The sequence below is a fragment of the Methylocystis sp. genome (assembly GCF_051061225.1).
In the GTDB taxonomy this organism is placed as follows: domain Bacteria; phylum Pseudomonadota; class Alphaproteobacteria; order Rhizobiales; family Beijerinckiaceae; genus Methylocystis.
Genome location: NZ_JBPFEB010000144.1, coordinates 1 through 19,374 on the forward strand (window position 1 = coordinate 1; position 19,374 = coordinate 19,374).

Here is a 19,374-nt window from a genome sequence, read left to right on the forward strand (position 1 = left end):
AACCCGTTCTGGAAATCCCTTACACGACGGTCAGGCATCAGTAGAGTGAGGACCCCCAGTCGGCCGCGCTATCGGGGTACGCGATCCGCGTCGGCTCAATCGACACGCGGGCCAAGTCCTGCAACATCTCCGCTTCCAACTGGTCGGCTTGCGCGATCAGGTACCGCGCCCCTTCTGCTTCCGCGCCGCCTTTGTTCAGCATGGCCGCTGCGGTCCTCAATGAGATGATCCGCTCGTACCCGTCCGGGTAATCGACCGTGATCGTGTCGGCGCTCAGGTTGTCGATCCGCGTCGGGATGTAATTGACCCAAATCCCTGTCGCCACGGTCGAGGCACTGATCGGCATGGCCGTCAGGAACAGCCCTTCCAAGTACCAGTAATAGCCGCGGTACAGTCCGAGGCTCGCCGCCAGAAACTCCTGCTCGCTCCGCGGCTGGAACTGGTAGGTGATGTTGTTGATCGCCACCCGTAAGACTCGGTAGAGCCTTTGCTGGGCGTTGGCCGTCGTCGTGTTGGTCAGGTCTGCGATCGCATAACGTCCCGTGGCATCGCTTGTCGCCGTCCGTTGAGCCACGCGATAGAACGGGGAAGCGTTCAGGATTCTGCGCCACGACCGATCGAACTCGTCACCTAAGAACTGGTCGATTTCGCCCGCTGCGCCAGCCGTGCTATCCCATCGTTGGGAGCCAGAGGCGTCCGCCATCTGCTGGGCGCGAGTCCGGTAGACCAGCCGCGTCAGGCCCATCTCAGTCGCCTACCTGCGGGGCCGGGATCACCGCATCAATGCCCTTCGTGCGCTTCTTTCCAGAGGTCTGGTTGTCGTCGGACTGAAAGACCCGCGTCTTGCCCTGCTCACCCGACAGGTGGCCGGCGCTCGACTCGGCGAGCTCCATGGCGTAGTCCACGACGGGCTGCTGGTTGCGCTGCGTCTGGCGTTCGTTGTAGGCGTCGATCCGCGCCAGATACTTAGCCCACTCGGGGCGGGACTGGACCTGCGACTTGAGGCAGGTCAAGAGATAGTCCGCCGTGTCCTTCGCGGTCGTGAGCTTCAGTTCAGCCGGCGGGAATCCCACCACGTCGAAGTCTCGGTCGGGTGGAGTTTCCCCGCTCTGGATCCATGCCCGTCTGCGATCGTTCGCGCTCCACGTCTCACAGAGCGCCCACTCCCAACGCCCACGCTGGGCGAACGGGAAGGCTCGGAGAAACAAGCGGTGGTCGATCGCCCGGAGAAATTCCTGTACTTCGCTCGGCGCGATTGGCTCGCCGTCGTTAGTGACCAAGCGAAGATTGGTGGCCTGCACGCCGGGAGGAAGAACCAGATCCGCCACGCCGACGTGTTCAGGCGCGGGGACGTGATGGCCGAGAGGCAGAGGGCTGTTCATCGGGCGCTCCAGTTGCCAAGCAAGTTCGGCGTCTTGATGGTCTCACCACGGCTCGGGACCTTGTGCTTGTGCGCTTTCGCGCTGCCCGGTGTCGTCATCCTGACGGGTGCTTTCGTCGGGGGCACAGCGGACTCTTTGGACGCGCCGTGCTTGGCCAGCGTCTTGGGATCGACCGCCTTGTTATGCGCGGTCACTTTCTCGGGGGTCGCTTTCTTGAACATCACTCCCTCAGGGAAAAAGGAACCCCGCCAGCCATTGCTGACTGACGGGGGTAATCGGTCCTGCTAGTCGATGATGTTCGCTTCGACGTTGAAGTACAGCTCCACCGGCTCTGTCACGAGCGTGCCGGTGTTGACCACCACGACCTCCAGCACGTCAGCAGGCTGGCAAATCCGGTCCGCTTCGACCGTACTGTGCGAGCCGATCACGAACGGGTTGGAGACCTTCGCCGTGCCCGTTGCGAGATTGAGCGCCGACGTAATCGTGGCGACGGTGGTGCCAGCGACCCGCTTTCTGAGCGTGGCCACCGTCGTGCCGTGCGTGCTCACCAGCGTGCTGGCGTGCGTGCTCGCCGCCCGGACGGCCAGCTTCCGGTACGGCGTCGGGATCGTGAACGTGATCGAGCCCTGCGTGACCAAAACACCAGTCGAGTACAGCAGGTTCGACCCACCGAGCGGGCCAACCGACAGGATGACCGGGGAAGTCCCAAAGGCATCCGGCTTGGGCCGTCTGAACCAGTATGACATTTTCTTTTCTCCTAGAAACACGAAGGGCGCCGATCAAGGCGCCCGGACGGTTCCGTCTGTAAAGGGTTGGTCATCGCACCCCGCGTTTGTTCAGAGTCGCGATTTCTGAGTGAAAGCGATCCTGCAACGCCTGAATGCGTGGCGTCATGGCGCGACCTGTGACCTGTACGTATCGCTGGAAACGGCGGGCCAACTTGGCCTGTCGGCGCTTGGTGCGAAGGAATGGATAGACTGCATCAAGTAACCGAAGTGCTTTGTTCGAGGTGCAGTGCCAATGCCACACGGCCCTGCGATTGTGCTCGCGATTCTCCGGCGTGAACGCGACACTGCCCGCGAACTTGTCGCGGAGCCATCGCAACATTCCTTCGTCGGTGTTGGTGACTTCCACCGTGAGCGTGCATTGTCCGACGCGCAAGCCAACCCCTCCCATTCTTCCGCGCTTCGTGATGCGAATACACCCCTCGCCATCCAACAGACCGGCGGCATACGCCAAGTCGATCTGCGAGATGACGAGAGGAACATTTTTCCGAGCAAAATCCCTTTCCCTGCGTGCGGCACGCAGCTTCGTCCGATAGAGGCGATTGTAGCACTCCCGGTTGCGAGCGTTGTGACACTTCTTACAACGCTGCCGAGACTGCTTGTAGAACTCACCCTCATCCTTGACCGCCCCGCAGTACTTGCACGTGAACGACGCCATGAACCCGTCCATGAAAGAGATACCATAAAACTACATGGTTTCTCATACCTGTACAGGTAAACCTTGTCAGACAACGTGTGAGAACCTCTGCGTGTCCGTGTAGCCGACCAGCATTCCGTTGCAGATGCGGTTCAGCACGCAGGTGTTCCAGTACGCGCCGAAGTCCACCTCGTACGCATCCCGGCCCGCGATGAAGCGCCACGGACCCGCGCCCTCGAACACCAGCTTCGTCCAGTCCATCTTGTCCACCCACGACAAGGACGGCGTGTGGATCAGGTAGATGGTACCGGCCGGGCACCAGTAATCGGAGATCACCGGCAGTCCGCACAGCTCCAGCGCACCGAACCCGCCCTGCAAGGTCCTCATGCCCATGTCCCAGCGGCGTTGACCGAGGAAGGTCTCGCCGATCTTCTTGACGAGGCCCGGCGTGGTCAGAAGCAGGAACTCGCTCGGCGTCATCTGGGCATCCTTGCCCGACTTGCCCGCCACGACGCGGATGAGCTTCCAGACATCCATCTCGGTCGGCTGCGAAGCGTCGTCGGTGTCGGTGCCCGCCGTGAGGCGGATACCGTCCCAGCGCGCATACGTGCCGGCGTCGATGCCGTGGAGGTTGTTGTACGAACCCCCTCGGTTCAGCATGTTCGTCAGCCCGTTCGGCACCTGGTTGTAGCTGGTGTCCGAGGTCGAGGCTGCGACCACGAGGTCCGTGGTCAGCATACCGGCGATCGCGGTGGCAAACGTCACCGTCGCGGAATCGCCAGAGTTGGAAACCGCGCTGATCGTGGAACGACCACGCACGGTTGCACCTGTGGAGTCAACGACGGCCACGTACATGCCGACATCGATCAGGAGACCGCCCTGACCAGAGGAGGCGATGCCATAGGGCTTGGTGACCACGACTGAGGTCGAGGACGAGACGGTGGTCGTGACGCCCTTGATGCCCAGACCGTCGCCGTGGAGGATTTCCTGCTGGCCCAGACGGGCCGCATCCAGCGCTTCCTCCACGATCTTGCGCGTGATGTTGACGAACGCGGCCTCACGGGACTGCGTGCCTGAGTCAGCCAAGGCATCGATCTGCCGGGTGACATAGGTCCGCTTGATGCCGACGTTCGCTTGCTGCTCCGTGACCACAGCGTGCGGCGGGAAGTAGCCCAACTGCGAGCCGTTCATGCCGACCGGGCGCGTGAGCTTCACGTCCCAGTACACGCCATTGCCGCCCCACTGCATCCGTTCGGGGCCACCGGGCTTGCCTTTCTTCAACTGCGCCAAGAGCGGCGTAGCGATCGGGAAGGTGTTTTCCCGGAACGCCGCGTACACGTTCTTGAGGACGCCGGAAATGGTGGCGTCCGTGATGAGTTGCGGGGTATCCGCCATTCGGTTTCAGAACCTCCGAAACGCAAACAGCCCCCATCGCTGGGAGCCGCTGAGTTTCTACTTGAGTGGTGAGTTTATCCGGCCTGCTGGACCAGCCTGCCGATGTCGTTCAGGATGTCGCCGGCCTTTTCGTACTTCGGCGCCTTCGGGGTGTCGCGGAGCGGAGTCGGTGACGTGCCGGCCGTGTTCGGGAGCGCTCGAGTCAACTGGCGCTTGGCGATGACGGCTCTGGACGTGGCGACCTGCGTTTCGCGTTTGATCTGTTCCTGCGTGGTAGCCTGCTGCTGCGCTTTCGCGGCGGACCGGCTGTCATGGGTGTGCTGCACCCACGGGGTCAGTTCGTTGTCCACGAGTTGCGCGACCTGCTGGAACTTTGACGGCGGCACACGACCGGCCTGAAGTAAGGGAGCCGTGAGGACCGTAAAGCGTCCGATGATTTCTTCGTTGGAGACCGTTGGATACTGCTTGGGGAGCCCGCTCAGATATTCCTGCAACGGGGCGGCGAAGGCGTTGACCTGCGCCATCATCGCGGCTTCCTGCTGCGAGGTCTGGAGCGTTTCAAGCTGCTGCCGCGTGCGCTGGAGTTGCGCCTCTGGCGTGTTCGCTTGGGCGTACTTGGCCTTCAAGTCGAGATAGAGCGCGTCCTGCGGGTCCGACAGCATCGCCGTGATGTCGCGCTGGATGTTCTGGACGTGCTCCGAAAGTGCGGCGTTTTCCTGCTGGATGCGCTGGGCTTCGGCGCGGGTCTGCGTGACCTGCGCTTCGCGCTCCTCGTTGTAGAAACCGCGCTGCGCCAGTGCGATGACCTGGTCCAGCGACTTCTTCTGCTCCTTCCCGTTGGCGGTGAAGGTCAGCGTCAGGTCCGGCACTTCGATCTCACCGGCCGCGTCGAACGCCTTGTAGTCCTTGGGCTTGACCTCAGCCGCGGGCACTTCTGCCGGCGCTTCTGCGGGAGGAGTTTCGACCGGCACTTCCTCTGCGGGCGGCGTCTCCGCTGGCACTTCGGCGGGGGTCTCGGCGGGAGGCGCTTCAGCCGGCTTGGCCTTGGGCTTCCGCGCTGCTTCGACCGGCGCTGGGGCTTCCGTCGCATCGTCCGCTTTTTCGAGGAACGACTCCATGCCGAACTGCTTCATGAACGCGGAGTCGTCGGCCCGGATCTGCGATTGGGCGGTGGGGGTCGGTTCAGCGGCTGGAGCAGTCACGGCTGGCGCGGTCATGCGGATACCAGTTCCTTGTCAGTGCTACCTGACGTTTGAGGTCCCCGCGTCCGCACCCGCCAGTCCACCAGCGGGAGCATGTCAAACGCGGCAGGGTCGAACCGCACCGATCGCTCGACCGGCACGCACAACAGGTTGATCGAACAGAGCCCGCCGAACGGGTTCTCCGTGTTCTGGCGGTAATTGTCCGGCGCATACAAAGGCGGCATGTGCCACCAGCACTCGAACTTGGCGGCCATGAGCCAGTCGGGGATGGTCTGCTGCTGCGCGGGGCGCTCGACCTCCAGATAGATCACGGGGCGCATCGTCCCCATCCCGTTCAGCACTTGGAGCTCCATGCCTTCGCAGTCCAGTTTCAGGAAATCGCACGGCGGTTGCTGGTCCAGTCTGACGATAGGCACGGATTCAGTCGGTCCCGTGGGATGGTCCACCAGCGAGACGCCGCCGAAGTTGCCTGCTGCGTTCGGATCGAGGTACGGGCACTCCACGACTCCGGTGTGAATCCCGCACGCCGCTTGATACGCCCAGACATTCGTCAGCCCGTTCAGGGCGATCGTGCCGCACAGGGCTTGAAATGCAATGCGCTGCGGCTCGTAGGCCGTGACCTTCCGGGCGAGTTTCGCGAGTTGCACGGTATGGGCGCCACAGTTCGCGCCGACCTCGATCACATGCCAGTCGGGCTGAATGATCTCGGCAAACAGCTTGGCTTCTCCGCGTGAAAATTCCCCCATCTCGATCAGCGACTTGCCCACGTAATCGTCGTTGGTGTTGACGATGAACTGACCATGCCGACCCTCGACTACCGTGTTGAATGTCACGGCTGTCGGCTCGCGGTGTCGTGCTGCGCGGCGTTCACGGCTTGGTCGTTCCCCGCCATCATGTGCGCGTTCCCAGCATCCGTGCCGGGGTTCGTGCCTTGGATCGGGCGGGCGCTCGGCGGCTGGCTCGGCTGGCCACCTTGCGGCGGTCCGGCTGGAACACCCATTGAGGGGGCCATGCCTGCGGCTTTCATCGCGGACTGCTGGGCCAGCATCATCCACCGCTCGAAGGCCAAGCTCCTGAGCATCGGCGGGTTCTCCTGCGGGTCGTCCGGCAGAATCAACTGCCGCTCCAGCGCGTCCTGATGGATGGCTTCGTTGTCCTGCCAGAGGATCGGGCACTCCGGCGGATTGGGGTTCGGCGGCATCATCATCCCCATCGGCCCGGCCTGCATGATCTGCTGCATCTGATTGCGGAGCGCTTCGACCGCACGCTGGGCGCGGGCGTAGTGGTCGGTGTCCGGCGTGTCGATGTTCTGCGTGAACGCGAACGGCAGTCGGCGGCGGTACTCCTGCTGGGTCATCAGGCCCTTGGAGTACATATCGTCCAGCATGAACAGCCTCAGAGCACGCGGGAGTGGCATCAGCGTCTCAGGCTCGATCAGCACGTTCGCCACGCCATCGAAGTCATCGCTTGTAACTGCACGTGCGAGGTCCGGTCTGCCGTGGCCTTCGACCGCCAGTGACCGCTGGGTGTCGTAGCCCCACCGCATGGCGGCAATCGTGATCTTGGCCCACTCCTCCATCGACTCGGCGGCGGCGTTGACCATCGGCGCGAAGATGCGTTCGATCTGCTCGCGGATGACGAGCAGGGCTCTGCCGCTCTCCGTGGACTCGAACTGCCCGCGTGAGGTGCTGTTCCAACCTGACAGGGCTTCAAACACACCTTTCTCGGTTTCCAGCAATTCCTTCACATCCTCGCCAATCGAGAAGGCGGGGAAGGGCTGCACCATGTCCCCGATCGAATGCGAGGCCGGACCCTTGACCCCGATCACGGTGGTGGTGCCGCCGACCAGCGTTTCGGTGGAGAGCGTGTTCTCTCGGGCCAGTACTTTCCCGCCCGTGTTGAGGCGGATGGATTCCACCCACTTGGACTTGAGGACGTTGACCCGCATCTGCGAGTCCACCCAGCCTTCCATGATGGCTTGCGGGTAGAACGACGGGTCCGTAGAGCCATCCGTCCACCTGAACACAGGGACACAGCCCCAGAGCAGCGGCGTCGGCTGCACCACGACCTTCCGCCCCACCACCACCATGTAGAGGCCGCCCTTCAACGCGTCGGACTTGTCGCAGTAGACCGTGAAGCGATCGACGGTGGGGATGTTCCGGAGCAACTCATCCGGCGTCGGGAACTGGTAGCCCATCCGCATCGCGGGCGAGGAATCAATGGCAGAGTCCTGAGCGCCCCCATGCTCCATGTCGGCCAGCACTTCCGGCCCGTACTCCTGCACTGCCACGCTTTCAGGAATGGCGTCACGGATCACCCAGTAGTAGGGCTTGGTCGTCGCTGAGGCGTTGCTTGAGACGCGGACCTGATCCATCCGCCGGCATCGCGTCTTGACCTCTCCCAGCGGCATCTGCCCCGTGGACTGCAACTGCATCACGCCGTTCTGGTCGTACAGCGGCTGCCCGTTGTGGTCCGTTGCGGGGAGAAAGAGTTGGTCCCACGGTCCGGCGTCGGGGTCCCAGTACGTTTCGCCAAAACTCACGCCATCGGTGCCCGCCCAGTAGGCGAGCTCCATCATCACCTTCCGCATCGACTGCTGGTCGTACTGGTATTCCAGCGCGACCTGCTGCGCTTCCGCTTTCTTGAGGTTCTTCTGGTCCTGGTTCTCCGGACGGCAGCGGAAACCGGGACGCTGTTCGGCAAGAATCTGCACCCGCTGGTCCAGCGCGGGCGCGATCATGTTGTCTACGACGCGGGCGGAATCCCTTGGCTTGGGCGGCTCACGCCACGGGCCTATGCCGATGGCACTGACCCACTGCACGCCTCGCCGGAACAGGCGGTTCCGTTCTACCAAGTGGAGGCGGATGTTGACGCCCGCCGAGTGGAAGCGCCAGAGGTTCGACGCCCAGCTTGCCCACTGGTCGCTGCGCGGGTCGGTGTTCTCGTCGCCGGCCAGCGGGAACTCGTTGCCGTACATCGCGCGCAACGCTCGGGCGACTTCCGGGTCCTGCGTGTCACCCAGCCCCAGATCCTCGGGCATCGTCGGCTCTGGCGGCTGCGCGGGTCCACTCAGTCCGTTCGGCTGCTGGCCTTGCATGGCGAGCGTTGGGACGACGGCACGGTCCAGAGAGAACGCGGGGCGCTCGAAGCCGAGCAAGTCGTGGAGCGCTTCCAGCGAGTCCTGTGTCTGCGCGTCGAGTGGCTGCCCTGCGATCGGCAACGCTTCAGCGGGTGACTGCGGCCATTGCTGCTGCCATTGCGGGACACCGGGGTTGGCCGGGGGAGCCATCGGCGTCGGGTAGGGCGACAGAATGGGCGCGGTCAACTCAGTTCACCCTTCGCCTTGAGGTAGCGGGCCTGATCGGCCAGTGCTGCGCCCATGACCTGATCCCAGCTCTGCGTCTGGTCGTAAATCTCGCAGTAGTAGTCCATCGTCTGCTCACAGGCCCACGGATCTTTCCACTGCTCCGCGATCTGCCGGATCTGGAGCGGGAGCTTGTCGCGTTTCGTCGGCTCGGGCAGCGGGGCTGGTGTTGCAGCGACGATGGCAGCGTTCGCGGTCGTGACAGCGGCTTGCCCACGCTGCTCGAATACTGCGATGAGGCGCAAGGCAAGTGGCTTGACGGCTTTACCGAACATGAAAAAGCCCCCCAAGAGGAGGGCCAGAAAGACGACGGAGGGCCAGTTCACCCGCCACCCTCCGCGATCAGCTTCACCTTCTCCAGTTCCCACGGCGGCAACAGCTTGCCCATGCGGATCATGATGTCGTTGAGCACGGCGGAAATCTGCTCCGCGTCCTCCTCGTGCCCAGCCTCGCTCGCGTTCTTGGTCACGTAGACCATGATCGACGCCAAGTTCTCCAGATCGACCGAGGTAAAGATCGATTTCTGCGTCACCACGCCGTTCGCGTCGAGGATGCCCTCCGCTTTGCGTGGCTGGAGCGTCAAGTTCTTGCCGTTCATGCGGACGGGGATGCTCATAGCGTGGCTTTCATCTCGTTCAGGGTCTTGTGGATCTCTGCGAACACCCCGCGCCAATCGCCGGGCTTCGCCTGCCGGAACATCGTCATCGAATCATACCACGGCGTCTTTTGGTCGTAGGGCCTCCCGAGACACCAGCGCCACTCAGGCGGGTTCGGACCCAAGAGCCAGACGGGTAGACCCATCGCGCCTGCGAGATGCGCCAGCCCTGAATCGACCGAGATCACGAGATCACAGCCCGCCATGATCGCGGCGGTTGCCCCCACGTTGTCCTTGATCCGGTCCCGGCAGTCCAGAATGCTGCTCACGGGCGGCGTAGCGTCGAACTGCAAGCTGACCCAGCGGATACCGGGGATGTTTACCAACGCTTGCACCGCGTCAGGCGTCAGGCTCCGGTTGTGGTCGTTCCCGTGGTCCGCTCGGCCCTGCCATGCGATCGCCACCCGTGGTTCTTTGCCTGCGGGCAGGATCTCAACGGGCGGGACCGTCAGGTACGGCTTCCCCGCGATCGACTCCGAGGTCACCCCAAGGTGCAACGCCAGCGAGCCGATGAAGATGTGCTGGTCGTGCGGCGGCAGCGGCTTCCCGAACTCCGTTAACTCCGAGATGCACGGCATCCACCGGAAGATGTTCATCAGCGGCTTGTGGCATTCCAGCACGATCTCCGCGCCCATTTCGGCCAGCGCCGGTAAGAACCTTGCCCACATCACCATGTCGCCAAAGCCCTGCTCGGCAAGAACCAGCAACCGGACTCCCTCGAGCGAGCCGCCGTTCCACTCGGGCGTGACGGGATTGTAGGGCCGGAGCTCCATGAAGCCGCTCAGGCGTTTTCTCCATTCGTGCTCTTTCAAGCCCCGGTCCCACTGGCCCGCGCCGAGCAAGGCAAGCGTCAGGTTCCAGTGTGTCGAGGTATGCGTGGGATCAATCGCCAGCGCTTCGTCCGCGATCTCGATGGCCTTGCGGAAGTTGGCGAGCTCCACAAAGGCTCCGACCAATCCCGACTTGGAGTGCTCAATGTCGCCTTTCGCTTCTGCCGCCGCCGTGAACCACTGGACCGCGGCTTCGCCGTCGTGCATCCCGCACGCTGCCGCCCCAAGGTTGTGCAGGGCCTCCGGGCAGCGAGGATTCAGACCGATCGCCAGCCGGTACGCGGTTTTGGCTTGGTCCTTCTTGCCCATCGCGTCGTAGATGGTTCCAGCCGTAGACCACGCGTCCGCCCGCGTAGCAATCGCTCGTGGGTCAGGATTGTGATGCAGCCCCCCCAGCACGATATGCAGTGCTGAGAGGGCCGCTTCGTGCTTGTTCATCTGCAACAGCTTGATCGCGTCCCCGTAGGACGCACCGACCTGCGTCAGCACGCTATAGAGTCCCGACGACAGTCGTGCTTCGAGCCGACAAACTGCTGGTCCTTCGGGGTTTCCTTTCCACAATTCGCACAGCGCGATGTGGGAGCCCGTTCGCAGAACCCAAACCCGTGCACTGCGTCGTCATCGGGCGTATAAAACCATGACCCGCAGTTCTCGCAGAGCACGCGAGTTCTGGACAAGACTGTATGGTTCATCCCGCCGCCTCGATCGGGACGATCTTCAGTTCCGGCACGCCGTCCGGTCCACTCGAAATCACCTCTGCCGTTTGCAGTGGCATCGGCTGCCCGTCGTCGTAGACGAACCGCACGACGGACGATTCCAGCGGGTCGCGCTGCAACTGCCCTTTCGTGACGCCCCAGATCCATCCGTGTGCATCGTAGATGGACTTCAAGGCCAGATTGAGTTGCTGCATCGAGTCGTTGATGGCCCGCTTGTGCCGCTCCTCCTCGATCTTCAAGAGGAAGGCTTCGGCGGGGGACAGCGTGACGGACTGAATCATAGATCCTCTTAGGTAGCGACGAGCGTGGTGTGACGGAGGACGGAGATCGCGTAGACTTCTGCGCCCGGCGTGACCGAGCCGATGCCCAGCACGAACGAGATGCCGAGCGTGCCAGCACCCGCGACACGGCCTTGGGCAACGCCCATGAGCGTGCCGGTCTGCGTCGGTTTGTTGATGCCGATGATGACGTCGCCCGTGGCCAGATTGGACAGGGCTCCCGTGGTGAACAACTGCTCCTGCACGCAGGCCACAGCCGCCGTGGTCGGGGTCGGGGTCAGCGTCTGGAGGTAGATCGAGAGGCGGGTGATCGGTGTACCGGCACCGAGGACCACGCCGTTTGTGCCGTTGCCCTGCAAGGTCAGTGCGCCGTTGGTGGTCGTGGCTTGCAGCGAATCCGAGACGACGTTCGTCATCAGGTTGGCGAGGATCGAGGCGACGAGTCCTTTCTCGCCCAAGTCGGGGTCGATCGTGCCGTAGCCCGAGTTGATGGCCTGATTGATGAGCGCGTTGAACGCCACCAACTGGTCACCGTGGGCGGTCCATGTTCCAGCAGACATATCGTTACTCCTGCAAAAGGGTTTACGCAGTCAGGGCGATTGTCGCCCCGACAGACACGCGAGTGATGGCATCGACCACGGTCTGGCTCTGGTCGATGAGTGCGGCGGGGTCCGTGCGCTTCGTCGGGTGACGAAAGACCCACGCCGTGTTGAGGTTGGCCAAAGCGTCCGTCAATCCCGCCGTGCGAGCGAAGTCCAGCCAGTTGTGCGGCGAGGCACGTTTGCCGATCGTCCACGCGGGCCAGAAGCAATGCAGCGGCTCAACCGCCACGACCGGGAAATCCGCCCAGTCCGTGGCAAAGAGCACGTTTTCGGCGTGCTGCCAGAGCACCATGTCGGGACAACCCGTAGCAGTGAGCATCGCGGGCGTCGGCTTGACCGCCAAGAGGTTGACGGAGGTCATGCGAAGGACGAACTGCTCGGCGTCGGACCACACCAACTGATACGGCACGTTGCTGAATGTGGCGCTTTCCCAGTGGTTCGCGATCAGGATCGGGTGCATCGCCGGGAACGCCAGCTCGAACAGCTCGTCGGGCGTCTTGGCCGCTTCCGCTAACTGCCGGTGGATCTGCTCAGCGGTCGTGCGGAAGGGCATCGCCGCAATCGCCCCATGACCATCGTCCAGCGCCTTGAGGATCTTCGGGAGCAGGCCAATGCTCATGCACTGGTCGGCGTTGAACGACATCAAGGCCGCATCCATCGCCGCCGCGTGCTTCAAGGCAGGCAAGAGCGTCTCCGCTTGGCGCTGATAGCGCTCCTCGTATTGCGAGGGCTGGATCACGTACACCGTCGTCTCGACTAGCTGCTGGATCTTCCGGAACTGCATGGACTGTCGCAAATCGTCCAGCGTCTGCTGGTCCGTGTACAACTCGAACGCCACCCGGTCCTTGACGGCCGGCAGGTTCGACGGATGCAGCAATGCCGTGCAGTAGGGGCCAACAAAAAGCCCCGCGTACTCGGGGCCGTAGCACAAAGTGGACAGAAGCAGCTTCGTCATGCGCTACCGACCGAGTAGCCGACGACCACCTCACCGACCACGCCAGCCCCGAACGCGGGCAGGATTACCACCAGGTCTACGCCCGGTGTGATATAGACCGGGTGGGTGCCCCAATCCCTGACCACCGGGGCGAAAGCGGACGCCGGGACTTGGAAACCCAAGGTCTGCGCCACTACGCCCAGCGTGCCGTTCGTCGGATCAGTCTGTGGGCCGGCGATCGTGACTCTCGAGGTGAGTGTCGGGGCCGCGGTGGCCGAGTACATGATGCTCTGGAGGTAGTTGGTGCTGCCGTTCTTCGTCGGTGCCGCGATGGTGAGCGTGACGGCGGTATTGGTGCCAAACCCGCACTTCACATAGGTGGGGCTGGCGAGCATTTGTTCGCGATTCATAGGTCAGTCATCGCCGATGCGTTGGAGGGTGGACATCTGGAGCACGCCACCCGAGGAGGAGGCTTGCCACGCGACCGCACCGATGTCGGTGCCGTCGTGGGCGGTGTTGTGATAGAGGACGCTGGTTGGCGCAAAGCCCGCCTTGACGTAGGTCAGGAGCGCCGAGATCGAGTACGCGGAGTTGTAGCCCGTGAAGTCGTTCTTCTTCGCCAGTTCAGCGACGGCATTCGCCACGGTGTTCGCACCGCCCAAGCTCTGGTCCCACTTCTTGATGTTGCGCCGCGGATCGACGAAGCCGGGGTTGCCTGTGACATCGTGCGCGCCGGGCGAGCCGTCACAGGTGATGTCGTAGCCGTTGCCTTTCGTCCCCGCGGTGACGTTGTAGCCACCGTTGTAGTCGGCGTTCGCGGCAGACAGGGCGTTGTTCGTCATCCCGTAGCCCTGCCCCCACGCCTTGAACGTCCCGTCGCCAACGCCCTGATCGCACCAGGTGATATTGCTTTTGCAACTCGTGACGATATCCACGTAGCCTGCGTAGGTCTCGCCGATCGACACCGAGCCTTGATGGCTCTGGAAGCAGGTGTTGTGCTCGACGACGAACGAGATCTTGTCGTTGCCCAAGAGCGTCAGCATCGTGCCGCACTCGCTCGTCCCGTTGAGGGTCGAAGGGAGCGAGATGTTCCGCTTGATGTTGTAGGTCCGCGTGCCCGCCGTGCCGGTGCCCGTCGAGTGGCAGTCACCACTCTGGAACGAGCCGTTGTGGTCGAACACGTTGTCCGTCGAGTCCTTGGACGAATCGGTCGAGCACAGTTCAATCCAGTGCGGATTGAAAATGTCTACGTCGGTGAGGAAGTAGTTCCCGACGACATCCCCCGTGGCGATGATGCCGTTCTCATCGATCTGGCGGATGAAATTCGCCTGGATGTTCGGCGATTTCGTTGTGCTGCCAGTGGCGGTGTAGCGCTGGAGAAAGACGTTCCCCGAGAGCGTGGCACTCATGCCTTCCATGCCGGAGAACAAGGGCGTCTTGTCGAAGACGCAGCCTTGGACGTACTTGTCGCCCGTCGCGCCGCCGGTCCACAGCGCGTTGAGCGGACGGGTGCCGGTGGTGCCGCTCCACGAGCAGCTTGTGAACCGGCGGTTCGTGGGGATTGTGCCGTCCTCTACCCCGGAGTCGGCCATCCATGTGCCGCAGTTGACGTACTGACACCCGGTGGCGGTGGTGATGCACTGGGACGGCGTGCTCGCCCACATCTCATGCGAGGCGTTCTCGACATCGCGGTACTCGGTGTAGGTGTCGTTCTGATCCCCTGAACCTGTCACCCGGGTCAGCGCGACCTTGCCACCACCGGATTTCGAGCGAAAGTACGCCGGATTAGCGAAGGTGCCGGTGGACTGCCCCGCTGCTTTCTCACCAACACCGGAGCCGTACTGGCAGACATAGGTGACACCGCCCGGCACATCGAACTCCACGACGGACCCGGCTTCGCGGATGAAGCGGTTCACCAGGAATCCATCACCCGCGATCTTCACGTTGGTTTTGGGCGTGAACGTGATGCCCGCCTTGATCGTGAGCCGTGCCGCAGCGAACGCGCCGTTGATCACACAGTCGAAGGTCGTGCTGTCGCCGGGTGAGGTGCCGACCGACCCCGCGACCGTCATGTCCACCGCGTGGCGGATCTCACAGGTGTCGCCCGCGATCGGGAACCCGCCACCGCCCCACGTCGCTGCGGTGTTCCAGTTCCCGGCCTGCGAGGAGGTGTACGCCGTCACAGTCCGATCCGCCCCGTCTCGCGTTTGAGTTGGATCAGTTCTTCCGCGACGGCCAAGACTTCCTTCTCGTAAGCCTGCTCGCGTGCAATCGCTCGGGCGTGGTTGGTTTCCAGTGCGATCCGCTGTTCTTCGAGCCGCTTGTTGCGCGAGACGAGCGAGGCGTAGTGCTTCCGCAGGACATCGAAGTCTCGTGAGAGCCGGGGGTCATTGATCTGATCGACCCGCTGCGCGACATCGGCGAGGATCTTGGCCGGTGCCGCCACTACCAGTCCTCTCCCGGCAACCAGTTCATGGAACCCGATCCGGTACTCGGTGGCCCCGCGTACACTTCCTCGTCCGGCGTCAGGTCGGTGTCGTCGCGGATGACCTTGACCTGCGGCTGCTGGGCGGGTGTCCGGAGCTTCGCTAAGTAGCCGTACTGGTCGAAGGTGTACACGGCGAGCGCCAAGGCCATAACGCCGTCGTCCAGCTGATCGTCCGGAGCCCTGAATCTCACGCCGCTGGCCGTGTAGATAAACTCAAAGGATTCAAGCTGTTGCGTGACCCACGCGAGCTTGCCGCCTTCCTTGAACGGGCCGCGCACCTCTTGGTTCTGTAGCGCGCCCTGCAACCGCTCGAGCAGTTCCTGCCGCGATCGATCCGTGAAGGCGTAGCCCGTGGCGAAGCGCGACCGCTCTTGGAGGAACTGGACGATCGGGTCACCGACGCCCGTTGAGTCCACAGTGGCCGGCGTCTGCTGCATCATCGCCTGGATGCGCTTGACCTGTTCCGGCCAGTCAATCAGCGCCCAGCGCTGCCATGCTTTCGTGACGACCCCTGCCTTGTCGAGCGGCACACCCACCGTCTCGTCCTGCGCTCGAGCCAGATCCCAGCCCCAAACCACGGCAGTGTCGTCAGACAGCGGCGTGTCGCATCGCTCGACCATCGCTCGCGGGAAAGGCACCGTGCCCTCCTCGGGGCAGAGGCCGCGGACGCGGGACTTGAACATCGGGTGATCGTCACTGCCATAGTCCTCTCGCTTGGACGCGATCGACTTGCGGCTGACCGCGCCGGGGATGACCTCACGGCCACACACTACGTTCGGGTGGTCGTAAGCCGATATCCGCACTGGCACTACGTCCTTCTCGCCACAGAAGCGGTGCAGGGAGTCGCTGCGGTGGTCGGGGTTGCCGAGCGCCAACCGGACGTTGTGCTCACCCACGCTGGTGTTCTTGAACGCCGTCATCACGGCTGGATCAATACCGGGGGTTTCCTCGGTCACGACCAGCATGTGGGCGGCATGGAAGCCCTGCGCCTTGGTCGCCGATTCCTCGACCGAGCCGACGCCGCAGGCCCAGCCGATGATGGCCCATGTCTCCTGCTCGCCCGCCCCTTCCTTGAGCCGGACGCGGAGCGTGACCTTGGTGGCCCACGGATACGCAGCCTCGAACCGAGGCCACTGGCGTCCGATTTCCTTCCAGAGCTGCGCGGTAAGCTGGCCCTCTTTCGGGGCCGTGGTGACCACCAACGCGTCCGAGAAACAGGCGACGAACCAGAGGCAGAGCGCCGCGGCGAGATACGTCTTGCCCGTTCCGGTCGCCGATTCCACGCCGCAGTCCCGCCCCTCCGCGATTGCCTCGCAGACGACGGCCAGCGGGTCTACCGTACCGTCCCAGATGTGGAAGGCGTACTCAGGAAGCTTCGACCAGCGGATCTGCTCCTCGGGGATGCCGAGCTTATCCCGCATCCAGCCGATCGGGTCCTTCTGGTACGCTTCGTCGGGCTTGGGCGTGTCCTTGAGTGCGATCAAGTGCGCGTCGAGTTCCTTCCGCTCATCGGGGAGCAGGAAGTCGTATAACTCCTGGACTTTCGCGGTCACCCGGAGGCTTGTCGCTGCTTCGCGATGGTCAGGAGCTCGAGCACGCGGGCCTCACGTTCAGCCGGCGTCAGTGCGTCAGTGACTTCGACGGTCTGCTTCTCGCGCCACTTATCAGGCTGGCGGTTCTTCAGCCAGAAGATTGCGGCGGCAGTGTCGGGCGGATAATGCTCGATATAGGGCTCTTGCACGACATCCGAGCCGGCGTTCCCGCCCCGAGCCACGGTCAGGATCTTCACCGCGTCGTGCTGGTAGCCGATGGCGCGGCAGTACAGGCGAGCGGCGACATTGGCGTCTGCCTTCACCTTGCCAGCCTTTATGGACTCAAAAAATTTCGGCTGGGACTGCTTCCAGTTGTTGATCGTCTGCTCGGTAACTTCAAAGAAGTCAGCGAGTTCCTTATCCGTCGCGCCGAGCATACAGAGCTTTTTGGCTTCCTTCGCGTACTCGACTCGGTACTCGGTGGGCCGACCGCCTGGCATCAGGCCGCGTTCTGCCGTTTCAGGCATACGGGGCACTCCTCATCGAACGATACTGGCGGCGGCGTCACGCCTTTGATCTTGAGGAGGATGTGCTGAGCGGCGCTCAGATCATTGGTGCGGATCGCCGTCAGGATGGCTCGATCGTGGAGGCGCTGCCTGTCGCGGGCCTTGCGTTCCTTGCGGAGTCGTATCTTCTCAGCGGCGGGGTCGGGCTTTCGGCCTCTGGTGATCGCGTTCACTCCCCGATGCGTGCCTCGGAGGTGGTTGCCAGTGTCCTTGGGAAGAATCTCGCGCCGACACATCCAGCAGAACGCAATGAAGGCGGGCGCGGACCCAATGCGGGACCCTATCGTTTTCACCCCTTGACTTTGACCATTTCAAGCGGGACGTAGCAGTCCGCAAAACTACCTAAGCACCGTGACCTTCAACGTAGCGAGCGATGAACCGCCGACGCGAGAGCGCAGAGTCGCAGGCGTTGAGTCGCATGGCAATGCGTTCGAGGTGGGACTGCACCGTGCGCTCAGAGATTCGCAGGATGTTGGCGATCTCCTTGTCGCTCAGGTCATCCGCGACGAGGCGGGCGATCTCCATCTGTCGCGGCGAGAGGGTCATCGTGGCAACCCACCGACCTGACGCCAGCGGTCGTACCACTTCTCGCGTTCAACAGGGTCGCTAGGCGGTGGTGCGGAGCCACCGGGAATGCGCGATGCGATGGGGTGCGTGGTCAGGGCCAGCAGGTCGGCTTCCCCGGCCTTGGGTGGGGTGTAGCTCAGGTCCAGCGAGGCCAGGTGCTTGGCGTTGTAGTAGATGGAGTTGTCGAAGGGCTCGGGGATTCGGCCTTGTCGGTGGGCGTCGGCCATCTCAAGCGCGGCGAACTCCACGAACGACCGCGGATACCACTCGAACGTGCTGCTCCACTTCGATGAGTCGAGTTGGTAACTCCGGTCATCCCGAGCCGCCTTGTATTCAAGGTCTGCCTCGAACTCGCTGGCGATGATTCGCCCGAGTTCGGAAAGCGAGTAGTTGTAGCCGCCAACATTGAACACTTCGCCGTTGATCTGCTCCGCTGGTGCGTCAAGCAGTTGCAGGTAGGCCCGCGCCATATCCCAGACGTGCAGGGTGCTCCGCATCTGCTCACCGCCCCACACCTCAATTCTGCCTTTGTTCACCGCCCAGTTCGTCAAGATGTTCACTGCGAGATCGAGTCTCATTCTCGGGGCGTAGCCCATCAAGGCCGCGGGTCGGAGGACCGTGCAGATGAAGTCGTTGCTGGCTTGCTCAAGCAGGATCGGCTCGCAGGCCGCTTTCCACTTGGCATAGCTGAACATCGGGTTGAGTGGGTCGGTTTCCTTTCTCGGGGTGGGCGAGGGGCCGTAGACGGCGCTGGTGCTGGCGTAGATGAAGCGCTGGACGCCTAACTCTTTCGCCAGCTTCACCATCGGGGGGAATGAGGTGAAGTTGATTTCCTCGGAAACCTGTCGATCAGCGTCACAGCTTTCGTCGTTCGACAAGCACGCGAGATGGATCACCGCGTCACGGCCTTGCATGTGCTTCCGCAGGTGCTCGGGGTTGCGAATATCCCCGTAGCAGATGTGCCGGGCGCCCTCTGTGTGCGCCCCGAACCACATGCGATCCAGGATCGTGACCTCATGCCCCGCTTCTGCGAGCATCGGGCAGAGGATGGAGCCGACGAATCCGCTTCCCCCGGTTACAAGGACTTTCATTCGGTTTTGGCGGCAAGAGCAGCAGCGATGGCATCACACATTTTTGCTTCGGCAGCAATGGCGTGACGGCAGTACACTGGCGCGGCTTCGTCGCCCCGTTCGTCAGCGCGAGCAAAGTCTCCGTTCGCGTGGAATGCCTCCGTGATGATGCGCCGCAGTTCAAGCGGAAGGTCAGTACGGTTCAGCGCGATCTTGCTGCCATCCTTCATGAAAGTTGTCATGTTTGGTCCGAGCCCAACGTCTCTTTCGCAAGCAATCGAATACTCTCGCACAACTTCTGTGATCCAGCGGCCAATTCGTCATAGTGTCGTTGCAACTGATCGACTCTCCGCTCGCAAAGACAGTATCCG

24 protein-coding genes are annotated in these 19,374 nt (G+C 62.9%); all 24 read right to left on the reverse strand.

Annotated features, from left to right (window positions below; translation table 11 throughout):
* Positions 1-37 precede the first annotated feature (37 nt).
* Positions 38-745, reverse strand: coding sequence for a hypothetical protein (locus ACR652_RS24330; protein WP_434509049.1), 708 nt, complete (start codon positions 743-745; stop codon positions 38-40).
* A gap of 1 nt (position 746) precedes the next feature.
* Positions 747-1,382 carry a hypothetical protein gene (locus tag ACR652_RS24335; RefSeq protein WP_434509050.1) on the reverse strand — a complete coding sequence of 212 codons (636 nt, stop codon included), beginning with the start codon at positions 1,380-1,382 and terminating at the stop codon, positions 747-749.
* Positions 1,379-1,603 (reverse strand): hypothetical protein, encoded by a 225-nt coding sequence (locus ACR652_RS24340; protein WP_434509051.1) that lies wholly within the window; start codon positions 1,601-1,603, stop codon positions 1,379-1,381. Before ACR652_RS24340 ends, ACR652_RS24335 begins: the two co-directional genes overlap by 4 nt.
* A gap of 63 nt (positions 1,604-1,666) precedes the next feature.
* A complete protein-coding gene (locus tag ACR652_RS24345; RefSeq protein ID WP_434509052.1) occupies positions 1,667-2,128 on the reverse strand; it encodes a hypothetical protein in 462 nt (153 codons plus the stop codon).
* A gap of 70 nt (positions 2,129-2,198) precedes the next feature.
* Positions 2,199-2,825: a hypothetical protein gene (locus tag ACR652_RS24350; RefSeq protein ID WP_434509053.1), complete on the reverse strand. Its 627-nt coding sequence runs from the start codon at positions 2,823-2,825 to the stop codon at positions 2,199-2,201.
* Between the two features lie 66 nt (positions 2,826-2,891).
* Positions 2,892-4,199 (reverse strand): hypothetical protein, encoded by a 1,308-nt coding sequence (locus ACR652_RS24355; protein ID WP_434509054.1) that lies wholly within the window; start codon positions 4,197-4,199, stop codon positions 2,892-2,894.
* A 74-nt stretch (positions 4,200-4,273) separates the two neighbouring features.
* Positions 4,274-5,416: a hypothetical protein gene (locus ACR652_RS24360; protein ID WP_434509055.1), complete on the reverse strand. Its 1,143-nt coding sequence runs from the start codon at positions 5,414-5,416 to the stop codon at positions 4,274-4,276.
* The gene (locus tag ACR652_RS24365; RefSeq protein WP_434509056.1) at positions 5,413-6,234 is read right to left on the reverse strand and encodes an FkbM family methyltransferase; all 822 of its coding nucleotides are present in this window, start codon (positions 6,232-6,234) and stop codon (positions 5,413-5,415) included. Before ACR652_RS24365 ends, ACR652_RS24360 begins: the two co-directional genes overlap by 4 nt.
* Positions 6,231-8,726, reverse strand: coding sequence for a hypothetical protein (locus ACR652_RS24370; protein ID WP_434509057.1), 2,496 nt, complete (start codon positions 8,724-8,726; stop codon positions 6,231-6,233). Before ACR652_RS24370 ends, ACR652_RS24365 begins: the two co-directional genes overlap by 4 nt.
* A complete protein-coding gene (locus tag ACR652_RS24375) occupies positions 8,723-9,091 on the reverse strand; it encodes a hypothetical protein (RefSeq protein ID WP_434509058.1) in 369 nt (122 codons plus the stop codon). The genes ACR652_RS24370 and ACR652_RS24375 overlap by 4 nt, the downstream gene beginning before the upstream one ends.
* Complete coding sequence (locus ACR652_RS24380) at positions 9,088-9,381, reverse strand: hypothetical protein (RefSeq protein ID WP_434509059.1); 294 nt, start codon at positions 9,379-9,381, stop codon at positions 9,088-9,090. Before ACR652_RS24380 ends, ACR652_RS24375 begins: the two co-directional genes overlap by 4 nt.
* Positions 9,378-10,739: a glycosyltransferase family 9 protein gene (locus tag ACR652_RS24385; protein WP_434509060.1), complete on the reverse strand. Its 1,362-nt coding sequence runs from the start codon at positions 10,737-10,739 to the stop codon at positions 9,378-9,380. The genes ACR652_RS24380 and ACR652_RS24385 overlap by 4 nt, the downstream gene beginning before the upstream one ends.
* Positions 10,740-10,938: 199 nt before the next feature.
* Positions 10,939-11,247: a hypothetical protein gene (locus ACR652_RS24390; RefSeq protein WP_434509061.1), complete on the reverse strand. Its 309-nt coding sequence runs from the start codon at positions 11,245-11,247 to the stop codon at positions 10,939-10,941.
* Positions 11,248-11,255: 8 nt separating this feature from the next.
* Complete coding sequence (locus ACR652_RS24395) at positions 11,256-11,804, reverse strand: hypothetical protein (protein WP_434509062.1); 549 nt, start codon at positions 11,802-11,804, stop codon at positions 11,256-11,258.
* A gap of 22 nt (positions 11,805-11,826) precedes the next feature.
* On the reverse strand, positions 11,827-12,801 hold the full coding sequence (locus ACR652_RS24400; RefSeq protein ID WP_434509063.1) for a hypothetical protein: 975 nt from the start codon (positions 12,799-12,801) through the stop codon (positions 11,827-11,829).
* On the reverse strand, positions 12,798-13,190 hold the full coding sequence (locus ACR652_RS24405; protein ID WP_434509064.1) for a hypothetical protein: 393 nt from the start codon (positions 13,188-13,190) through the stop codon (positions 12,798-12,800). Before ACR652_RS24405 ends, ACR652_RS24400 begins: the two co-directional genes overlap by 4 nt.
* 3 nt (positions 13,191-13,193) lie before the next feature.
* Entirely contained in the window at positions 13,194-14,963 is a 1,770-nt protein-coding gene (locus tag ACR652_RS24410) for a hypothetical protein (protein WP_434509065.1), read from the reverse strand.
* On the reverse strand, positions 14,960-15,226 hold the full coding sequence (locus ACR652_RS24415; RefSeq protein ID WP_434509066.1) for a hypothetical protein: 267 nt from the start codon (positions 15,224-15,226) through the stop codon (positions 14,960-14,962). Before ACR652_RS24415 ends, ACR652_RS24410 begins: the two co-directional genes overlap by 4 nt.
* A complete protein-coding gene (locus tag ACR652_RS24420) occupies positions 15,226-16,821 on the reverse strand; it encodes a hypothetical protein (RefSeq protein ID WP_434509067.1) in 1,596 nt (531 codons plus the stop codon). Before ACR652_RS24420 ends, ACR652_RS24415 begins: the two co-directional genes overlap by 1 nt.
* The gene (locus ACR652_RS24425; RefSeq protein ID WP_434509068.1) at positions 16,818-17,327 is read right to left on the reverse strand and encodes a helix-turn-helix domain-containing protein; all 510 of its coding nucleotides are present in this window, start codon (positions 17,325-17,327) and stop codon (positions 16,818-16,820) included. The genes ACR652_RS24420 and ACR652_RS24425 overlap by 4 nt, the downstream gene beginning before the upstream one ends.
* Complete coding sequence (locus ACR652_RS24430; RefSeq protein WP_434509069.1) at positions 17,300-17,539, reverse strand: hypothetical protein; 240 nt, start codon at positions 17,537-17,539, stop codon at positions 17,300-17,302. Before ACR652_RS24430 ends, ACR652_RS24425 begins: the two co-directional genes overlap by 28 nt.
* Before the next feature lie 169 nt (positions 17,540-17,708).
* Positions 17,709-17,912: a helix-turn-helix domain-containing protein gene (locus ACR652_RS24435; protein WP_434509070.1), complete on the reverse strand. Its 204-nt coding sequence runs from the start codon at positions 17,910-17,912 to the stop codon at positions 17,709-17,711.
* Complete coding sequence (locus ACR652_RS24440; RefSeq protein WP_434509071.1) at positions 17,909-19,024, reverse strand: NAD-dependent epimerase/dehydratase family protein; 1,116 nt, start codon at positions 19,022-19,024, stop codon at positions 17,909-17,911. Before ACR652_RS24440 ends, ACR652_RS24435 begins: the two co-directional genes overlap by 4 nt.
* On the reverse strand, positions 19,021-19,245 hold the full coding sequence (locus ACR652_RS24445; RefSeq protein ID WP_434509072.1) for a hypothetical protein: 225 nt from the start codon (positions 19,243-19,245) through the stop codon (positions 19,021-19,023). Before ACR652_RS24445 ends, ACR652_RS24440 begins: the two co-directional genes overlap by 4 nt.
* Positions 19,246-19,374 lie beyond the last annotated feature (129 nt).